The sequence below is a fragment of the Burkholderiales bacterium genome, from assembly GCA_035518095.1.
Classification (GTDB): domain Bacteria; phylum Pseudomonadota; class Gammaproteobacteria; order Burkholderiales; family JAHFRG01; genus JAHFRG01.
The window spans coordinates 1-17467 of record DATIXX010000027.1; the positions used below are offsets into that span (position 1 = coordinate 1).

Annotated in this window: 15 protein-coding genes; 9 read left to right on the top strand and 6 right to left on the bottom strand. The window is 55.2% G+C overall.

The window, feature by feature from the left end:
* From ileS to VLV32_04880, 5 genes are all read right to left on the bottom strand, one after another.
* The coding region (ileS, locus tag VLV32_04860; protein HUL41218.1) for an isoleucine--tRNA ligase at positions 1 to 2597 on the bottom strand (2597 nt) is incomplete at its 3' end.
* 5 nt (positions 2598 to 2602) lie between these two features.
* Positions 2603 to 3544, bottom strand: a complete 942-nt coding sequence (locus VLV32_04865; GenBank protein HUL41219.1) for a bifunctional riboflavin kinase/FAD synthetase — start codon at positions 3542 to 3544, stop codon at positions 2603 to 2605.
* A gap of 145 nt (positions 3545 to 3689) precedes the next feature.
* Positions 3690 to 4460: a uroporphyrinogen-III C-methyltransferase gene (gene cobA, locus VLV32_04870; protein HUL41220.1), complete on the bottom strand. Its 771-nt coding sequence runs from the start codon at positions 4458 to 4460 to the stop codon at positions 3690 to 3692.
* A gap of 133 nt (positions 4461 to 4593) precedes the next feature.
* Complete coding sequence (locus VLV32_04875; protein ID HUL41221.1) at positions 4594 to 6690, bottom strand: nitrite/sulfite reductase; 2097 nt, start codon at positions 6688 to 6690, stop codon at positions 4594 to 4596.
* Positions 6691 to 6715: 25 nt separating this feature from the next.
* Positions 6716 to 6901 carry a hypothetical protein gene (locus VLV32_04880; protein HUL41222.1) on the bottom strand — a complete coding sequence of 62 codons (186 nt, stop codon included), beginning with the start codon at positions 6899 to 6901 and terminating at the stop codon, positions 6716 to 6718.
* Positions 6902 to 7033: 132 nt separating this feature from the next.
* On the opposite strand from VLV32_04880, the gene cysB reads away from it, so the two are divergent.
* Positions 7034 to 7978, top strand: coding sequence for an HTH-type transcriptional regulator CysB (gene cysB, locus VLV32_04885; protein ID HUL41223.1), 945 nt, complete (start codon positions 7034 to 7036; stop codon positions 7976 to 7978).
* Between the two features lie 4 nt (positions 7979 to 7982).
* On the opposite strand, the gene murJ is transcribed toward cysB, so the two are convergent.
* On the bottom strand, positions 7983 to 9518 hold the full coding sequence (murJ, locus tag VLV32_04890; GenBank protein ID HUL41224.1) for a murein biosynthesis integral membrane protein MurJ: 1536 nt from the start codon (positions 9516 to 9518) through the stop codon (positions 7983 to 7985).
* Positions 9519 to 9639: 121 nt separating this feature from the next.
* Between murJ and rpsT the strand changes: the two genes are divergently transcribed.
* The 8 genes from rpsT (at position 9640) to ccmB (ending at position 17443) form a co-directional block, all read left to right on the top strand.
* A complete protein-coding gene (gene rpsT, locus VLV32_04895; GenBank protein ID HUL41225.1) occupies positions 9640 to 9903 on the top strand; it encodes a 30S ribosomal protein S20 in 264 nt (87 codons plus the stop codon).
* Between the two features lie 131 nt (positions 9904 to 10034).
* Positions 10035 to 12017, top strand: a complete 1983-nt coding sequence (locus VLV32_04900) for an aminotransferase class I/II-fold pyridoxal phosphate-dependent enzyme (protein HUL41226.1) — start codon at positions 10035 to 10037, stop codon at positions 12015 to 12017.
* Between the two features lie 48 nt (positions 12018 to 12065).
* A complete protein-coding gene (locus tag VLV32_04905; GenBank protein HUL41227.1) occupies positions 12066 to 13268 on the top strand; it encodes an aspartate aminotransferase family protein in 1203 nt (400 codons plus the stop codon).
* An 8-nt stretch (positions 13269 to 13276) separates the two neighbouring features.
* Positions 13277 to 14197 carry an ornithine carbamoyltransferase gene (argF, locus tag VLV32_04910; protein HUL41228.1) on the top strand — a complete coding sequence of 307 codons (921 nt, stop codon included), beginning with the start codon at positions 13277 to 13279 and terminating at the stop codon, positions 14195 to 14197.
* A gap of 103 nt (positions 14198 to 14300) precedes the next feature.
* Positions 14301 to 15518 (top strand): argininosuccinate synthase, encoded by a 1218-nt coding sequence (locus tag VLV32_04915; protein ID HUL41229.1) that lies wholly within the window; start codon positions 14301 to 14303, stop codon positions 15516 to 15518.
* A 78-nt stretch (positions 15519 to 15596) separates the two neighbouring features.
* The gene (locus VLV32_04920) at positions 15597 to 16082 is read left to right on the top strand and encodes a YajQ family cyclic di-GMP-binding protein (protein HUL41230.1); all 486 of its coding nucleotides are present in this window, start codon (positions 15597 to 15599) and stop codon (positions 16080 to 16082) included.
* A 38-nt stretch (positions 16083 to 16120) separates the two neighbouring features.
* Complete coding sequence (gene ccmA, locus VLV32_04925) at positions 16121 to 16774, top strand: cytochrome c biogenesis heme-transporting ATPase CcmA (GenBank protein ID HUL41231.1); 654 nt, start codon at positions 16121 to 16123, stop codon at positions 16772 to 16774.
* Positions 16775 to 17443 carry a heme exporter protein CcmB gene (ccmB, locus tag VLV32_04930; protein ID HUL41232.1) on the top strand — a complete coding sequence of 223 codons (669 nt, stop codon included), beginning with the start codon at positions 16775 to 16777 and terminating at the stop codon, positions 17441 to 17443.
* Positions 17444 to 17467 lie beyond the last annotated feature (24 nt).

Sequence of the window (17467 nt, forward strand, 5' to 3'; positions counted from 1 at the left end):
GTGTATAGCTTCACTTCCGCCGCAAGTGAAGAACCAATTTTCCCATCCACCCGCAGTTCCTCAAGCTTTTTCTGGACATGACGCCGCACTTTTCTAATATGCTGCCAACGGGTAAGCAATTCTTCGATTTTGTCGATCTGAGGCAGCTCGTGCCACTGTTCCAAAAAAATACTGCCATCCGCATTGCCTTTCAAATAACTCCAGACCTCCTCTGAAGTAAAACTTAGAATCGGGGCAAAAAGCCTGACCAGGCAGTGCGCAATATGGTAAAGAGCATTTTGTGCCGAGCGGCGGGCAGGTGAATTCCGGCCCGCGGTATAAAGCCGGTCCTTGAGTATGTCCAGGTAAAAAGCGCCCAAATGCTCGGAGCAAAATTGATGAAGGCTTTGCGCGACGAAATGGAATCTATATTCTTTGTATTCGCCCGTTACGTTTTTGATATCCACGAGGTCGTAAAGAACAGGGTCGAGGATATTTTTTTCAACATCGGCGGCCAATCCTTCTTGCAGCACACGACACAGCGCCAGCATATAGCGGTCGATTTCCAGCCATTGCTCCACCGGCTGCGCATGCTTTATTGGTTCAAAGTCTGCAATGTTGGCGAGCAGAAAGCGCAAGGTGTTGCGGATGCGACGGTAGCTTTCCACCACGCGCTTCAATATCTCATCAGAAATCGAGAGCTCGCCGGAATAATCAGTTTGCGCAACCCACAGGCGCAAAATATCCGCACCAAGCGTGTCTACGACTTCCTGCGGTGCAATCACGTTGCCTTTTGATTTACTCATCTTGTGGCCCGCGCCGTCAACCACAAAACCGTGCGTCAGCAAGCCGTTATAAGGCGCACGTCCGTCCAGAGCACAACCCGTCAGCAACGACGAATGAAACCAGCCCCGGTGCTGGTCCGAACCTTCAAGATAAAGATCGGCGGGATAATGCTGGTCGTTGCGCTGCCGTAAAATGGTAACGTGCGTGGTGCCGGAGTCAAACCAGACATCAAGCGTATCGCTCATCTTGATATAATCCTGCGCCCCATCTCCCAGCAATTCCTTCGCGTCAAGTCTGAACCAGGCTTCGATTCCTTGCTGCTCTACCCGTTTGGCGACTTCCTCTAGGAGCTCGAGGGTGCGCGGGTGCAGCTCGCCGCTTTCCTTGTGAATGAAAAAAGGAATCGGCACTCCCCAATTGCGTTGACGAGAGATGCACCAGTCGGGACGGCTGGCGATCATGCCGTCCAGTCTTGCGCGGCCCCATGCCGGATAAAACTGGGTCGCGTCAATCGCTGCGATTGCGCTCTGGCGCAAAGTGCTCCCTTGCCTTTTCGGTTCATCCATACCGATGAACCACTGATGAGTGGCGCGGTAAATGATCGGTGTCTTGTGGCGCCAGCAATGCGGGTAGCTGTGCCGCACCTTTTCCGATTTCAGCAGGAGGTTTCTTTTTCGCAATTCGGTGATTATCACCTCGTTGGCGTCCCAGACGGAAAGGCCGCCGACCAACGGAATGTTCTTGTAGAATCGGCCGTCACTTCCTACCGGGTTGTCCAGTGGCAGATTATATTTCTGGCCGATGACGTAGTCGTCCAGCCCATGCGCTGGTGCCGTGTGCACCAGGCCGGTTCCCGCTTCCAGCGTCACATGTTCGCCAAGAATGATGGGCACTTTACGCTCGTAAAGCGGGTGATTTAGGACCAAGTGTTCGAGTTCTTTGCCTTCACATGAACGGCGAAAGACATCGTATTTCAATCCATATCGATTCATGCAAGACGCCACAAGATCCGTGGCAAGAATAAGCAAACATTTAGGCGCTTGGACCAGGGAATAATAAATTTTTGGGTTTACGCATACCGCCTGATTTGCCGGCAACGTCCATGGAGTGGTAGTCCAAATCACCGCATAGGCTGGAAGGTTCGGTAATTCATCGAGGGCAAATATGCCCTTCAACTTATTTGGATCAACCACCTTGAAAGCAACGTCAATTGCATCAGAAGTCTTGTCTTCGTATTCCACTTCGGCTTCAGCCAGTGCGGAACCGCAGTCAATGCACCAGTTCACCGGCTTCTCACCTTGATACAGATAGCCGTTGCGTAAGATTTGCCCGAGCGCGCGGATTTCCTCGGCCTCAGTCCGGAAGTTCATCGTCAGATACGGATTATCCCAGTCCCCCAGAACACCAAGCCTGATGAAATCTGCCTTCTGCCGCACAATTTGCGAGAGGGCGTACTCGCGGCAAAGCTTGCGGAATTTTTCGGGTTCCATGTTTCTGCCGTGCAGCTTTTCCACTTCGTGCTCGATCGGCAAACCATGACAATCCCATCCGGGCACATAGGGCGCGTCGTAACCCGCCAGCGTTTTGCTCTTAACGATTATGTCCTTGAGAATCTTGTTGACCGCATGCCCTATATGGATATCGCCGTTGGCATAGGGCGGTCCATCGTGCAGGACGAATTTCTTAGAGCGGCCGTGTGACGCCTCGCGGATTTTCTGGTAAAGCTTTTTGGCTTCCCATTCTTTGATCATCGCCGGCTCTCGTTTGGGAAGATCGCCGCGCATGGGAAAATGCGTGTCAAGTAAATTCAGCGTTTTTCTGTAGTCCGCCATTTCATTCAGGGCCGCTGTGCTGCGATCGCGAAGAAAAATTCCTTCGCCCGTTCCACGTCCAAAGAAATCTGCTGAGTCAAGGCTTTGAGGTCTGTATATTTTACCTCGTCGCGCAGCTTGTGCAGGAAACGCACCTGAACATGCAGCCCATAGATATCGCGCTCAAAGTCAAACAAATAGACCTCAAGCAGCGGCAGGTCGTTATCCTTGACCGTCGGCCGCACGCCCAAACTTGCTACTCCCTTCAGCGGTTGCCCCGAAATTCCAGCGATCTCAACCGCGAAAATTCCACGGAGCGGCGGGCGCAGATGCTTGATCCTGATGTTTGCGGTGGGAAATCCAATTTTGCGTCCGATCTTATCGCCGTGCGTAACTCTGCCGCTGATGCTGTACGGTTTTCCCAGCAGTGCGGCAGCCTGTTTCAGGTCGCCTCGAGCCAACGCGTCGCGCACCATGGTGCTGGAAACGCGCTGTCCTTTGACCACAACAATCGGCATAACGGATACTTCGAAACCCAGTGTCTTTCCCGCCGTTTGCAACATCGCAAGGTTGCCGGCGCGGCTTCTGCCAAAACGGAAGTCTTCTCCCGCAAGCAACCATTTGGTATTGAGCCCCCGGGAAACGACATAGTCGATAAACTCGTGCGCGCTCAGGCTCGCGAAATTGCGGTTGAAGCGGCAAATATGCGTGCGTTCCAAACCGAGCGACGCAAATGCTTCGAGCTTTTCGCGTAAATTGCTCAAGCGCGCAGGCGCTGATGATGGTGTAAAAAATTCGCGCGGGTGGGGCTCGAAGGTCAGTACGCATGAAACCAAGCTCTTGGACTTCGCATTTTCGACGAGACGCGCGAGCATTTCGCGATGTCCGATATGTACGCCGTCGAAATTACCAATAGTCAACGCGACCGGCGCTAAAGCCTTGTCGGGGACGCCCCGCGAAATCAACATGAGAAGACGCGCAGAAAAATTTGGATTCTACAGTGAGTTGCTGCCAGCGGCTACTATGCAGGTGCAGCGAACGTGCAGGATTTGTCCCCTTGCGAGCGCAGGCGACCCGGCTTGAACTTGTGGAATCGAATTGCGGCGAGGGAACTCAGCCAGCGACTGCTGCTTGTGTCTCGCGCAGAAGCTGTGTGAATTCCACATCCGCTTCCGCCACTTCGCGGAAGACGGCGCCAAGGAAAATTAGAGCGGGAGCTTGAAGGTTCCAATGTACGGCCTCGCTTAAGCCTGAAAGCGTGGTTTGGAACCGCCGGGATTCGGGAAGGGTCGCTTTTTCTACCACCAGGGCCGGAGTTTCCGCAGGCAAACCTTGCGAAATAAGTAATGCAGAGACCTCGCGTGCTTGGCTGGCAGCCATGTAAAGCACTGCGGTGTCCGCGGCAAGCACGCTTTTCGCCCAAGCCGTCGCTTCCTCCCCTTCACCAACGCGCGGGGTGACAAACACCACGCTGCGGCTCATTCCTCTGCGCGTAAGCGACACGCCGATCTCGGCGCTTGCTCCCAAGGCAGAGGTCACGCCGGGTACGATTTGATATTCGATGCCGGCTTTTTCGAGAGCGGCGATTTCCTCGTGCGCGCGCGCAAACAGCATGGGATCGCCCCCCTTGAGACGCACAACGATCCGGTATTTATGCGCCGCTTCCACCAGATTACGGTTGATGAAACGCTGATCCGTGGAAATGCACGAGCAGCGCTTTCCGACCGCCACTTTTCTGGCACGGGAGGCAAAGCCCAAAGTATCCGGATGCACCAGCGCGTCGTAAAACACGATGTCAGCAAGCTTGAGAATCTCGGCGCCGCGCACTGTGATCAGATCCGGTGCTCCGGGTCCGGCACCGATCAAATATACCTTGCCGGTCATGAAGCCGCCCCAACAATAATTCCGGCCGCGACGGTATTATTGGTGGCATCATCAATCATCATGAAGCCGCCGGTGGCGCGGTTTATGCTGCACGTGCCGGCCATGAGCTGCGCTTTGTTGCGGCAGATCATCGTCAAGCGGCCGCTGTCTGAGGCAGCGCAGATTTGGTTTTCGACGCGCCAACCAGTGCCGGCAGAGCCCCTGTAAGGTCAAGCTGGCGGTCGTGGCTGACACACAATTCGGCGACCTCCACGGTCCAACTGTCCAGCTTGGCGAACAAGGGTTTGAGTTCTTTTTCAGTCCACCCTTCGGAATCACGTGCGAAGGCCGCACCAAATTCCGCCAGTTGCTTGCCGAGTCCAGGCTGGTCCGATAACAGGCCAACAAGATCGGCGCCGAGATTGGCAAGGTTCTCCTGCTTGTTGTTGCCGCCTAGCAGATGTATTACGCCCTGCCCGATCAAGCGCGCAATCGCTTCGGCGCATTTCACAGCATCGCCGTACTTGCGCTGGAACATCAGCGCGTTACGGTAGCTGCGCTCGTGCGCTGCCTCAAAGAAGTTCGAGCCTACCAGCATCTGAGTGGCACCAGCACATTCCCCGCCGCCGAGTTGCAGCACCTTGAAGTCCTTGTTATCGCCATGATCGCGCAGTACCGAGCTGACTTCGGTTTCAGGCACCTGCACCAAGTCGGCAAGTAGCTCGTTGAAATACTGTATGCCCCGACGGCGCGTCCAGTAGAAAAAAGTTTCCTCCGGCAGATGATCCTCTTGGAAAGCTTCGCGCACCCGCCTTACCGCGCTTTCGATGCGCACTGCCGGAACGGAAGGGCCTTTGAACCCGAGTCCTCCGCCTGCAAGGCCATTGCCGCCGAAATAAGTCTGGTAATGCGGAATCAATTTCCCATGCATTCGTTTGCCTTCCCCATAGATTCCGATATCCCCCATTTCGGGCTGGGCGCAGCCGTTGTGGCAGCCTGAAACCCGAATGCGCAGATCTCCGCCTACAGCATTCCTCAGCTTAGGGCCGAGCAGTGTAGACGACGTGATGCCGAGGCGGCAGGTGGAGGTGCCGGGACAGGCAACTACGTTGTCACCCGCGTCCGGTTCGCGTAATCCCAGCGCTGCGATCGCACTGCGCAGCGAATCGAGTTCGGCTTCGGGCACATTGATCACCATTAAGTTCTGGTCCTGGGTAGTGCGGATTTCATCCAAACGGTGCGCTTCAAGCGCCTTGGCAATGCCGCGTAATTGTTTCGCATTCAGGTGCCCAATGGGCACACTGATGGGAAGCAACGCAAGGCCCTGCTGCTTTTGCGGCACAACGTGGCGCGGAGCACCCGGTCCGCAGATTTCTCCGTCGCCACCGATTTTCCATACCCCTTTGGTATAAGATTGGTTGGCTAGCGCTTGCTTAATTCGTGCCAGTTCCTCGCGGTATTTTTCAATGAAGCCTTCGGGCCCGAACTTATCCACCAGAAACTTGATGCGAGATTTCGCGCGCTTAGTGCGGTCTGAATACTTATTGTGCAGCGTGACGATCGCTTCCATTGTGTGCAGCAGGTCTTTTTCCTCAATGAATTCTTCAACCACGATGGCTTCGTGCGGTTTGTGTCCGAGTCCGCCGCCCGCCAGGACCTTGAATCCGAAGCGGTCGCCTTTTTTTACTGCGATGATCCCCATGCAATGCAGCATGCCTTGCGCGCAATCGGCCTCGCAGCCGGATAAGCTGATCTTGAATTTTCGCGGCAGCTGCTGATTAAGCGGATTGCGCAAAAAATGGTTCACTGCGCCGTCCAGGTGTCGGGTCACATCAGTATGTTCCCGCGGGCAGATTCCTGCCATAGGGCAGGCCGTAATATTACGAATGGTATTGCCGCACGCTTCCCGGGTGGTCAGCCCGGCGTCCGCAAGTTTCCTCAGCACCGTCGGGGTATCGTGAGTCGGGACGTAGTGCATCTGAATATCCTGCCGCGTGGTGATATGCACCAGGCCGTGCTTTGAATACTTTTCCAGTAACTCTGCAATCGCATTCAGCTGTGACGCGTGCAGTCGCCCGCCGGGGATTTTGATGCGCACCATGTGCACGCCCTCCTGGCGCTGGCCGTACACGCCCATCTGCAGGCGCGTCGCAGTGAAGCGGTCGGCATCCAGTTTGAGATTTAGAAAATCCTCAACTGCCTGAGCGTAAGCCTGGATTTCCTCTCGGTTTGCCAAATTGTGAAAAGCCATCAGCGTGACTCCTGGTTATCAGATTTCACCACGCCAGCCTACCGCCGATGACTACCAGGACGCTGGCGAGATCCCTTCTCAACGTCCGTTCCGGAATTTGTGCGCCGACATCACTGGTGAAATAAATGCCCCGTAGCGAGCCGCCGCCGACGCCCGTAAGCCCGACGATAAAGCCGACTGCAAAACCCGATATCCTGTAAAAGAAGTCCATTTTTGCAACCAGTTGATATTTCTTGCCGGAAACAGAGATTCCTAACGGAATGAAATGGTATCAACTCCCTTATATATTCCAAAATAACATTATGTTAGGATGTTATAACTAATTGTTATTTGGGGAGCAAGAATGAAATTGCAGCAGCTGCGCTATTTGTGCGAAGTCGTGCGCCAAAACCTAAACGTTTCTGGAGCCGCGCAGAAACTCCATACGTCGCAGCCGGGAATCAGCAAACAAATCCGACTTCTGGAAGAAGAGCTTGGGGTACAGATTTTCGTCCGCAACGGCAAGCGGGTCGTCGAAATGACCCCGCCCGGCAAAGTTATTCATTCCATCGCGCAGCAGATATTGCAGGAAACCGACAATCTAAAACGAGTTGGCGAAGAGTTCACGAATGAAGCAACAGGCAGCCTAAAAATAGCCACCACTCACACCCAGGCACGTTATGCTCTTCCACCCGCGATAAGCAAATTCACCGACCGCTACCCCAAAGTGAAGCTCAGCCTGCACCAGGGCAGTCCCACGCAAATTGCCCAATACGTGGCGTCCGGCGAGGCGGACATCGCGATCGCAACAGAAGCCATTGAACTCTTCAAGGATCTTGTAATGCTGCCTTGCTACCAGTGGAACCGTTGCGTGGTTACGCGACCCGATCATCCGCTCCTGAAACAACGACTGCTGACGCTCGAGGAACTGGCTAAATATCCAATCATTACCTACGACTTTGCCTTCGCCGGCCGCTCCAAGATTAACGGCGCCTTCGCCGCAAGGCGGCTAACGCCGAACGTGGTGTTGACCGCGATCGACTCGGACGTCATTAAACATTATGTGGAGCTGGGGCTCGGCGTGGGAATACTCGCAAAAATGGCGTTCGACCCCGAGCACGACAAGAACCTGCGCGCAATCGACGCAAGTCATTTGTTTGAATCGAGCACTACTCGCATCGGCATTCGCCGCGGCGCCTATTTGCGCGGCTATGTTTACGATTTTATCGAGTTATTTGCGCCGCATCTCACGCGCAAGGCGGTAGCGGCGGCAATGAGCGAAAACAAAGGATCTGATTATCAGCTGTAACGCATTACGCCGCACGTTTGGCAAAATCTTTGAACCTGAAACCCAGCGCCCACAGCGCGGCGAAGTAGCAGAGCGCGCCAAGGAAAACCACCCAGGTTAGTTTTCCCGCGCGGCTCAAACTTGAAGCCTGAAGCCAAGCGTGGTCGGCACCTGAAACCATCCACAGCACCGTGGCCATAAAATAAATTGCAACCCCGACTTTAAACGCGAATATTCCCCATCCCGGTTGCGGCTGGTAGATGCCATGCTTGCGCAAATGCGTGTATAGCAGCCCGGCATTGAGGCATGCCCCTAGCGCAATCGCCAGCGCCAGACCTGCATGCTTTAGATGCCAGATAAAGATCAGGTTCATGATTTGCGTGCTGACGAGCGTCGCGATCGCGATTTTCACAGGTGTCTTGATGTTCTGCCGGGCATAAAAACCCGGCGCCAGTACTTTCACGAATATCATACCCAACAAGCCCACGCTGTATGCGACCACCGCTTTTCTCGTCATCCATACATCGTTCGCGGTAAACGCCCCGTGGTAAAACAAGGTTGCAATCAGAGGCACCGCAAGCAGCGCGAGGGCTACTGCGGCCGGCAGCGCCAGCAGCAGGGTCAAGCGCAAACCCCAATCCAGGAGCTTCGTGTATTCTTCGCGCGATTGATCAACGTAATGTTTGGAAAGGCTCGGTAGCAGTATCGTGCCGAGGGCCACGCCCAGCATACCGGCAGGGAACTCCATCAGCCGATCGGCATAATAAAGCCACGACACGCTGCCGGTTACCAGAAACGAGGCGAAAATGGTGTTAATGACCAAGCTCACCTGGCTAATCGAGACACCGAACACAGCGGGACCCATGAGCCTGAGAATCCTCCATACGCCTTCATCGCCGAGATTAAGGCTAAAGCGCGGGAGCATCTTCAGTCGCGCAAGATGGGGGACTTGATATGCGAGCTGCAACACTCCGCCTATGAACACCGCCCACGCCAGCGCCTTGACCGGAGGATGTACGTAGGGAGCAAGCCAAAACGCGCAAGCAATAAATGAGAGATTGAGCAACACCGGGGTAAATGCCGGCACCGAAAACCGGCTGTAGGTGTTAAGTATCCCGCCCGCCAACGATACCAGTGAGATGAAAAGAATATAAGGAAACGTAATGCGCAATAACTGGACAGTTACCGCGAACTTTTCCGGTATTTCGGAAAAACCGGGGGCGGTGATGTAGACAATGAGCGGCGCAATAATCACGCCGAGCAAAGTCACCACGAACAGGCTTAGCGCCAGCAGGCCCGACACGTGATCCACCATCAACTTGGTGGCCTTATCCCCGCGCTGATTTTTGTATTCGGCAAGAATCGGCACGAACGCCTGTGAAAAAGCGCCTTCTGCGAACAGGCGGCGCAAAAGGTTCGGTATACGGAAGGCGACGAAAAATGCGTCGGAGAATAGGCCCGCTCCGAAAAAGCGCGCGATCACGGCATCTCTGATAAAGCCCAAGATGCGCGATATCAGAGTCATGCTGCTGACGGTCGCCAGCGCTCGCAGTAAATTCATCGAGCCGTATGGTAACCCGAATGCAGCATCATGCGCACCGGGTTTTAAGCGCAGCCCTCGGTTGCAAAGAGGCGCGAAGAAACGTATCATTCACCGCTTCAAGAATTGCATCACAGATCGCATGGCCAATATCGCATCCGCAAAAAAGCGCGCCAAACAGGCCGAATTCCGGCGTCGTCACAACTCGGGTCTGCACAGCACGTTGCGCAGCGCCGTGAAAAATGTGCGAAAAGCGATCGCTTCCGGCAACAAGGCGGCTGCGCAAGCGGCATTCAGGGAATCAGTGGGCATCATTGATTCCGTCGCCGACAAAAGGATCGTTCACAAAAACCAGGCGGCCCGGCACAAGAGCCGGCTCTCGCAGGCCGTTAAGGCGATGGCTTAGTGTTCTCTTAATTTCGGTTTGCCATTTCCTGACTTCGCGAACGCTCGAAAAGCGTTCAGGTCGAATATCGGGGGTTGCAATGCGCGTGCAATTGGCGCATAAAGCGGCTTTTTGAGGCCTGAAAATCTCGAATGCGCAAACCGGTCAGCCACATCCTCGTTATCAACGATGAAAATCTGGTATTGAAGGAGCTCATAAAGGGCCTCAATGCCGCCGCCCGTTCGCTCGACAATCCCCTGGGGATCAGCTTTACCGGAGTTACCACCGTGCGCGAAGCGTTACGCACCATCGAAGAAGACGGCGATCTCCAGGCAGTGGTGGTTGACGACACGCTCTATTCTTTGAAAATTGACAATAAGAATGGCTCGCGCAGCAAGCAGATGTCTGCGCTCAAGCTGGTGCAGAGAATCACCCGTTTCCGTCCGGAACTCGACATCTATATCTTGATAGCCAAGGAACAGGAAGATCAGGTGGTGGACCATCTGTTCGCCGAATCTGTGGACGGGTACTTCTACCGGGAAGAGCGCGACTACCGCGGCATGTACCGGATACTTAATGCGCAGATCCAGGAAAAAGCGCGCACGCCGTTTTACGACCAGTTGAAAAGCTACGTTTTAATGGCCAAGGATGCCTGGCATTCGCCCGGACACTCCAGCGGCGACAGCCTGCGCGACAGCCCTTGGGCCAGTGATTTTTACGAATTCATCGGCGAGCACGTATTCGATGCCGATCTGTCCGTGTCGGTGCCAATGCTGGATTCGCTGATGCAACCCAGCGGCGTAATACTGGAAGCGCAGAAAATCGCCGCCAAAGCGTTTGGCGCGCGGCGCACTTTTTTCGCAACCAACGGGACTTCTACCGCAAACAAGGTAATTTTCCAGACATTGATTGCGCCCGGAGAAAAGCTGCTGCTCGACCGCAATTGTCATAAGTCAGTGCACCATGGAGTGGTGCTGTCGGGCGCGCACCCAATCTATCTGGATTCCTCGGTCAACAAAAAATTTAGCTTGTTCGGTCCAGTGCCGAAGCGCGCCATTTTAAAAGCTGTCGAGGACCATCCCGACGCTCAGGCGCTGGTGCTAACGAGCTGTACTTACGACGGCCTGCGGTATGATTTGCAACCCATTATCGAAGCGGCGCACGGCCGGGGTATCAAGGTGGTAATTGACGAAGCCTGGTACGGTTTCGCCCGTTTCCACCCCGAGTTTCGTCCGACCGCGCTTGAATCAGGCGCGGACTACGCCACGCAAAGCACGCACAAAGTCCTTTCTGCGTTTTCCCAAGCAAGCATGATTCACGTCAACGACGCCGAATTCAATGAACATATTTTCCGTGAAAATTTCAATATGCACACGTCCACCAGTCCGCAATACACGATAATCGCGAGCTTGGACATCGCCCGCAAACAGGCGGTGATGGAAGGCTACAAGCTACTTTCCAGAACGCTGGCGTTGGCCAAGGAGCTGCGCGCGCAGATTAACTCCACCAAAGTGTTCCGCGTGCTGGAACTGGACGATCTGTTACCGGACGACGTGCGCGCGGACAACATCAAGCTCGATCCCACAAAGGTGACCGTGGATATTTCTGGTTGCGGCTACACCGTGGAGGATTTGCAGCAGGAATTGTTCGAGCGCTACAACATCCAGGTTGAGAAATCGACCTTCAATACGCTGACGCTGTTGCTCACCATTGGGACCACACGCAGCAAGGTATCGCGGCTGTATGACGCACTGATGCGCATTGCACGCGAGGGACGCGCCCCGCGCAGGCTCTACCAAACGCCCGAAATACCGCGCTTTACTAAGCTCAAGTACCTTCCCCGCGACGCGTTTTACTGCGGCGGCGAACTCGCGCCGCTGGTTGACGAAAAAGACCGGATTAACACGGCGCTGTTAGGGAGAGTGTGCGCCGACCAGATCGTGCCCTACCCTCCCGGTATTCCGGTTCTCGCGCCGGGACAGGTCATTACCGCCGAGATCATCCATTACCTGGTGGGACTGCTGCGCAGCCAGAAAAGAGTTGAATTGCATGGCATCGTATTTGACGGGTATCTGCCCACTCTGCGCATCCTGACCAAGCCCGAAGAAAAAGGTCTCAAGAAGCTGAAGGAATAAAATTTTATTCTCATCAAGAGTATAATTGCCCGTTTTTGAGCAAACACCATGTCTCATTTGATGAACACCTACGCAAGATTACCGATCGGCTTCGTCCGCGGCGAAGGGGTTTGGCTGTGGGACGGCCGCGGCAAGCGCTACCTGGACGCCGTATCCGGCATCGCGGTAAATACCCTTGGGCACGCGCACCCGAGGCTGGCCAAAGCGCTCACCGAGCAGGTACGCACCCTTATTCATACGTCCAATTTGTACCAAGTGCCGAAACAGGAAGAACTGGCGGCACGGCTCGTGGGCCTCGCCAATATGGACAACGCCTTCTTCTGTAATTCAGGAGCGGAAGCCAACGAAGCGGCCATCAAGCTTGCGCGCCTCTATGGCCATCAAAAAGGCATAGATAACCCGACCATTATCGTCATGGAAAAAAGCTTCCACGGGCGCACGATGGCGACATTAAGCGCCACCGGCTCGCGCCGGGTACAAGCGGGGTTCGAGCCGCTGCTGGGCGGATTCGCGCGGGTTCCCTACAACGACGTGAATGCAGTGGCGCAGGTAGCTGGCCATAACAAAAACATCGTTGCAATTTTGGTGGAGCCGATTCAGGGTGAAGCCGGAATCCGCGTGCCGCTGCCACTGCCCGATTACTTGCGCGGATTGCGCCGCATCTGCGATGAACACGAGTGGCTCTTGATGCTGGATGAAGTGCAATGCGGGATTGGCCGTACCGGCAAATGGTTTGCGCATCAATATTCCGGAGTCAAGCCCGACGTGATGACACTCGCCAAAGGTTTAGGATCCGGTGTGCCGATCGGCGCCTGCGTCGGGGCGGGGGCCGCGGGGGACGTTTTCAAACCCGGCAGTCACGGTTCGACTTTTGGCGGCAACCCGCTCGCCTGCGTCGCCGCGCTCACCACGCTTGCCGTCATTGAGGAAGAAAATCTTATGCCGCATGCGCTAAAGCTCGGCGCATTCATCCGCGATGGCCTGGCGCAAGCATTGGCGGGCGTCAACAATGTGGTCCAGATTCGCGGTGAGGGATTGATGATCGGTATCGAGCTGGCGCAGCCGTGCGGCGAGATCGCGGAACTGGCGCTGGAGCGGGGGCTGTTGATCAACGTCGCAGGGGAAAACGTAATTCGTTTGCTGCCGCCGCTGGTGATGCAGCAAGCGGAGGCGCAGCAATTAATTGATGGTCTTGGCGGACTGATTCTGGATTTTTCCCGGCAAACGGCTTCCGCCAATGCCCGCGCCTGACATCGATCATGCATACCCGGCATTTCTTGCAACTCAAGGATTTTGAGTTTCCAGAATTCGAATATTTGTTCGAGCGCACGCGCGTTCTTAAGGCCAAGCGGTCGCGTGGCGAACTCTATCAGCCTCTTCATGGCAAGACGCTCGCGATGATCTTCGAAAAACACTCAACCCGCACCCGGGTTTCCTTTGAAGCCGGAATGAACCAGCTCGGCGGTTCGGCGATGTTTTTGTCTCCGCGCGACACCCAGGTTTCCAGGGGCGAACCCATCGAAGACGTGGCGCAGGTAATTTCGCGCATGGTCGACATAGTGATGATACGCACATTCGAGCAAAGCATGATCGAGCGCTTTGCCGAGCACTCGCGGGTGCCGGTTATCAACGGCTTAACCAACGAATATCATCCATGCCAGATCCTGGGCGATATTTTTACCTACCTGGAACACCGCGGCTCGATCCACGGCAAAACCGTGGCATGGGTCGGCGACTCCAACAACGTTTGTAATTCGTGGCTGCAAGCAGCGAAGATTTTCAATTTCAATTTTCACGTTTCCTGCCCGCCCGGGTACGAGCTCGAGCCCAGGCGTGGCGAAAGCTATGCCAGCATGCACCTTGAATGCTTCGAAGATCCCCACGCAGCTGTATCCGGGGCCGACCTGGTCACCACCGACGTGTGGACCAGCATGGGCTACGAAAAAGAGAAGGAAGAGCGGAAAAGAGTGTTCGCTGACTTCAGGGTAGATGCGGAAATGATGGCATTAGCCAAACCCAGCGCATTGTTCATGCACTGTCTGCCTGCCCACCGCGGCGAAGAGGTCGCGGCTGAGATCATCGACGGCCCGCAGTCCGTGGTATGGGATGAAGCCGAAAATCGGCTACACACTCAGAAGGCACTGATGGAGTATCTGCTGCTGGGAAAGATTAAAGGCTAGTTTCACCGCAGAGGACGCCGAGGAAAAATATACTCAATAATTGGGTTTGCATTCCTCTGCGCCCTTGGGGTTCTCCGCGGTTCAAGATTTTTATGGATAAATCATGAGCGAAATTAAAAAAGTGGTACTCGCCTACTCGGGCGGGCTGGATACATCGGTCATCCTAAAATGGCTGCAGGTTACCTATAAGTGCGAAGTGGTGACATTCACCGCGGATATCGGCCAGAGCGAGGAACTTGAACCGGCGCGCGCTAAAGCCAAACAACTCGGTGTGAAGGAAATTTTCGTCAGCGACCTGCGCGAGGAATTCGTGCGCGATTTCGTATTTCCGATGTTCCGCGCAAACGCGATCTATGAAGGCGAATATCTGCTCGGCACCAGCGTTGCGCGCCCGCTCATTGCCAAAAAGCAAATTGAAATCGCGCGGCAAACCAGAGCGGACGCGGTCGCGCACGGTGCGACCGGGAAAGGCAATGATCAGGTGCGATTCGAACTCGGCTATTACGCGCTGCAGCCGGACATCCGGGTTATTGCGCCCTGGCGCGAGTGGGATTTGACATCGCGCGAAACGCTTGTGGCCTACGCAAAAAAACACGGTATTCCGGTGGAGGCGCAGCAGGCCGGCGGATCGCCATACAGCATGGACGCCAATCTGCTGCACATTTCCTACGAAGGACGCGGCCTGGAAGATCCCTCGAGGGAGCCTGAGGAAGGCATGTGGCGCTGGACAGTTTCGCCCGAGAAAGCGCCGGATAAAGCGGAATATCTCGAGCTTGAATATGCGCAAGGCGATATCGTCGCCATCAACGGCGCCCGGCTTAATCCCGCGGAAGTGCTGGGGGCGCTCAACCACGCAGGTGCCAAGCACGGCATCGGACGTCTGGACCTGGTGGAAAACCGCTACGTCGGCATGAAGTCGCGCGGCTGCTATGAAACACCGGGCGGTACCATCATGCTGAAAGCGCATCGCGCGATCGAATCCGTAACCCTCGACCGCGAAGTAGCGCATCTCAAGGACGAATTGATGCCGCGCTACGCGTCGCTGATTTACAACGGCTACTGGTGGAGTCCCGAGCGCAAGCTGATGCAGGAAATGATCGACAGCTCGCAAGCCAACGTAAACGGCCGGGTGCGGGTCAAGCTCTACAAGGGCAATGTCATCATCGCCGGGCGCGCTTCAAAGACCGATTCGCTGTTCGACCCGAAAATCGCAACCTTTGAAGACGATCAGGGCGCTTATAATCAAAAAGACGCGGCCGGCTTCATCAAGCTCAACGCGCTGCGGATGCGCATCGCCGCGAAACTAAAAAGCAAATCGTAATTGCAAAGGCGCAGAGCGAACTAAAATAGAATTCCGTCTCCGCGTCTGTGCGGTTAAATCACTCCCAAGGAGCAGATCATGCCGTCATTTGACATCGTCTCACAGGTCAACCAGCAAGAAGTGAGAAACGCGCTCGATCAGTGCAACCGCGAGATTTCCAACCGGTTCGATTTTAAAGGGTCGGATGCGCGCGTGGAGCAGAACGAGTACGTATTGACGGCGTATTCCGACGACGACTTCAAGCTTAAACAGTTGCTGGATGTGCTCAACGGCAAGCTCACCAAGCGCGGAATAGACCTCCGCTGCCTGCAAAAAGGTTCGATCGAAAAAGTGAGCGGCAACAAAGTAAAACAAATCCTTACCCTAAAAGTCGGGGTCGACGCCGAACTCGCCAAAAAAATTGTGAAGCTGATAAAAGACAGCAAGCTCAAGGTGCAAGCCAGCATCCAGGGCGATGCGGTGCGCGTTTCCGGCGCGAAGAAAGACACCCTGCAGGAAGCCATTCAACTGGCGAAAAAGTCCATCTCCGATTTTCCTCTGCAATTCGTGAATTTCAGAGATTAGACGGCGTGCGTCTCTGTTTCTTACGATAGCCCGCCGCTATGTCCATTGACGAAATAAACACCGAGCTTGAAGCCACCGACCTGGAGTGCGTGCGCGGTCGTCGCAGGCTATTTAGCGGCATGAATTTCGTGCTGCGCCCTGGCGATTTATTGCGCGTGACGGGTGCGAACGGCAGCGGTAAAACCAGCTTGCTCCGCATATTGTGCGGCCTGCTTTCGCCCGTCTACGGCAGTGTGCGATGGCGGGGCGCCGACATTCGCTCATTGCGGGAGGAGTACTGGCAGCAGATGTTGTACCTGGGACACGCACATGCAGTAAAAGGCGAGTTGACCGCGTTGGAAAATCTCGTTATTTCCAGTACCCTTGTCGGGCTTAAAGTAAACAGGAAACAGGCGCTTGTGGCTCTGTCCAGCCTTGGCTTGGCTGGATACGAGGCGTTGCCAGTCAAAATATTATCGCGCGGCCAGCAACGGCGCGTTGCACTGGCCCGGCTTTTTCTGTCTGAACAAATCCCGTTGTGGATTCTTGACGAGCCGTTCGACGCGCTCGACAGCCAAGCCGTGGATTGCGTCCGGCTGTTGATCACGCGACATCTCGCGCGCGGCGGGCGCGTAGTGCTCACGACCCACCAGGAGGTCAGTATCGAAAATCCGCGGTTGCAGTGTATAAGCCTCGACCCGCGGACAAACTGAATGTTTACAGTACTGCGCTGCGTAATCTATCGCGACCTGCTGCTCGCCGTCCGCAGATGGTCGGACGTGCTCACCGCTCTCCTATTCTTTGTCATCGCGGTAAGCCTGTTTCCGCTCGGTATCGGGCCCGAGCCGAATTTGCTGCGGACGATCGCGCCGGGCGTCATCTGGGTCGCCGCACTGCTCGCGTCGATGCTGTCTTTAAGCCGAATGTTTGCGGCCGATTACGCCGACGGCACATTGGAGCAAATGTTGCTGAGCGTCGCGCCTCTGGGCACAATCGTGGCCGCAAAAATAGTCGGACATTGGCTGGTTACAGGCCTGCTCCTGGTGCTGGTCACCCCGATTTTGGCGCTGCAATTTGATCTGCCTCAAAAACTTTTGGCGACCCTCACCCTATCCTTGCTGCTGGGAACGCCCGTGCTCAGTATGATCGGCGCTATCGGCGCTGCACTGACATTAGGTTTGCGCGGCGGTGGCGCGCTGCTGTCGTTATTAGTGCTCCCGCTTTACATTCCCGTGCTGATTATAGGCGCCGGTACCGTAGACACCGCTGCTGCGGGTTTGGACACCGAAGCGCATTTTCTGCTGCTTGCCGCCCTGCTCCTGGTGGCTGCGGCATTAGCACCTTGGGCAGCAGCGGCGGCGTTACGGATTTCGGCGGAATAAATAGGGTATCATGTTGTCAGACTT

Excerpts from the sequence above, each read along its gene's own strand:
- VLV32_04865 (HUL41219.1), bottom strand. The coding sequence starts at position 3,544 with ATGTTGATTTCGCGGGGCGTCCCCGACAAGGCTTTAGCGCCGGTCGCG.
- cobA (HUL41220.1), bottom strand. The coding sequence starts at position 4,460 with ATGACCGGCAAGGTATATTTGATCGGTGCCGGACCCGGAGCACCGGAT.
- VLV32_04875 (HUL41221.1), bottom strand. The coding sequence starts at position 6,690 with ATGGCTTTTCACAATTTGGCAAACCGAGAGGAAATCCAGGCTTACGCT.
- VLV32_04880 (HUL41222.1), bottom strand. The coding sequence starts at position 6,901 with ATGGACTTCTTTTACAGGATATCGGGTTTTGCAGTCGGCTTTATCGTC.
- cysB (HUL41223.1), top strand. The coding sequence starts at position 7,034 with ATGAAATTGCAGCAGCTGCGCTATTTGTGCGAAGTCGTGCGCCAAAAC.
- murJ (HUL41224.1), bottom strand. The coding sequence starts at position 9,518 with ATGAATTTACTGCGAGCGCTGGCGACCGTCAGCAGCATGACTCTGATA.
- rpsT (HUL41225.1), top strand. The coding sequence starts at position 9,640 with ATGGCCAATATCGCATCCGCAAAAAAGCGCGCCAAACAGGCCGAATTC.
- VLV32_04900 (HUL41226.1), top strand. The coding sequence starts at position 10,035 with ATGCGCAAACCGGTCAGCCACATCCTCGTTATCAACGATGAAAATCTG.
- VLV32_04905 (HUL41227.1), top strand. The coding sequence starts at position 12,066 with ATGTCTCATTTGATGAACACCTACGCAAGATTACCGATCGGCTTCGTC.
- argF (HUL41228.1), top strand. The coding sequence starts at position 13,277 with ATGCATACCCGGCATTTCTTGCAACTCAAGGATTTTGAGTTTCCAGAA.
- VLV32_04915 (HUL41229.1), top strand. The coding sequence starts at position 14,301 with ATGAGCGAAATTAAAAAAGTGGTACTCGCCTACTCGGGCGGGCTGGAT.
- VLV32_04920 (HUL41230.1), top strand. The coding sequence starts at position 15,597 with ATGCCGTCATTTGACATCGTCTCACAGGTCAACCAGCAAGAAGTGAGA.
- ccmA (HUL41231.1), top strand. The coding sequence starts at position 16,121 with ATGTCCATTGACGAAATAAACACCGAGCTTGAAGCCACCGACCTGGAG.
- ccmB (HUL41232.1), top strand. The coding sequence starts at position 16,775 with ATGTTTACAGTACTGCGCTGCGTAATCTATCGCGACCTGCTGCTCGCC.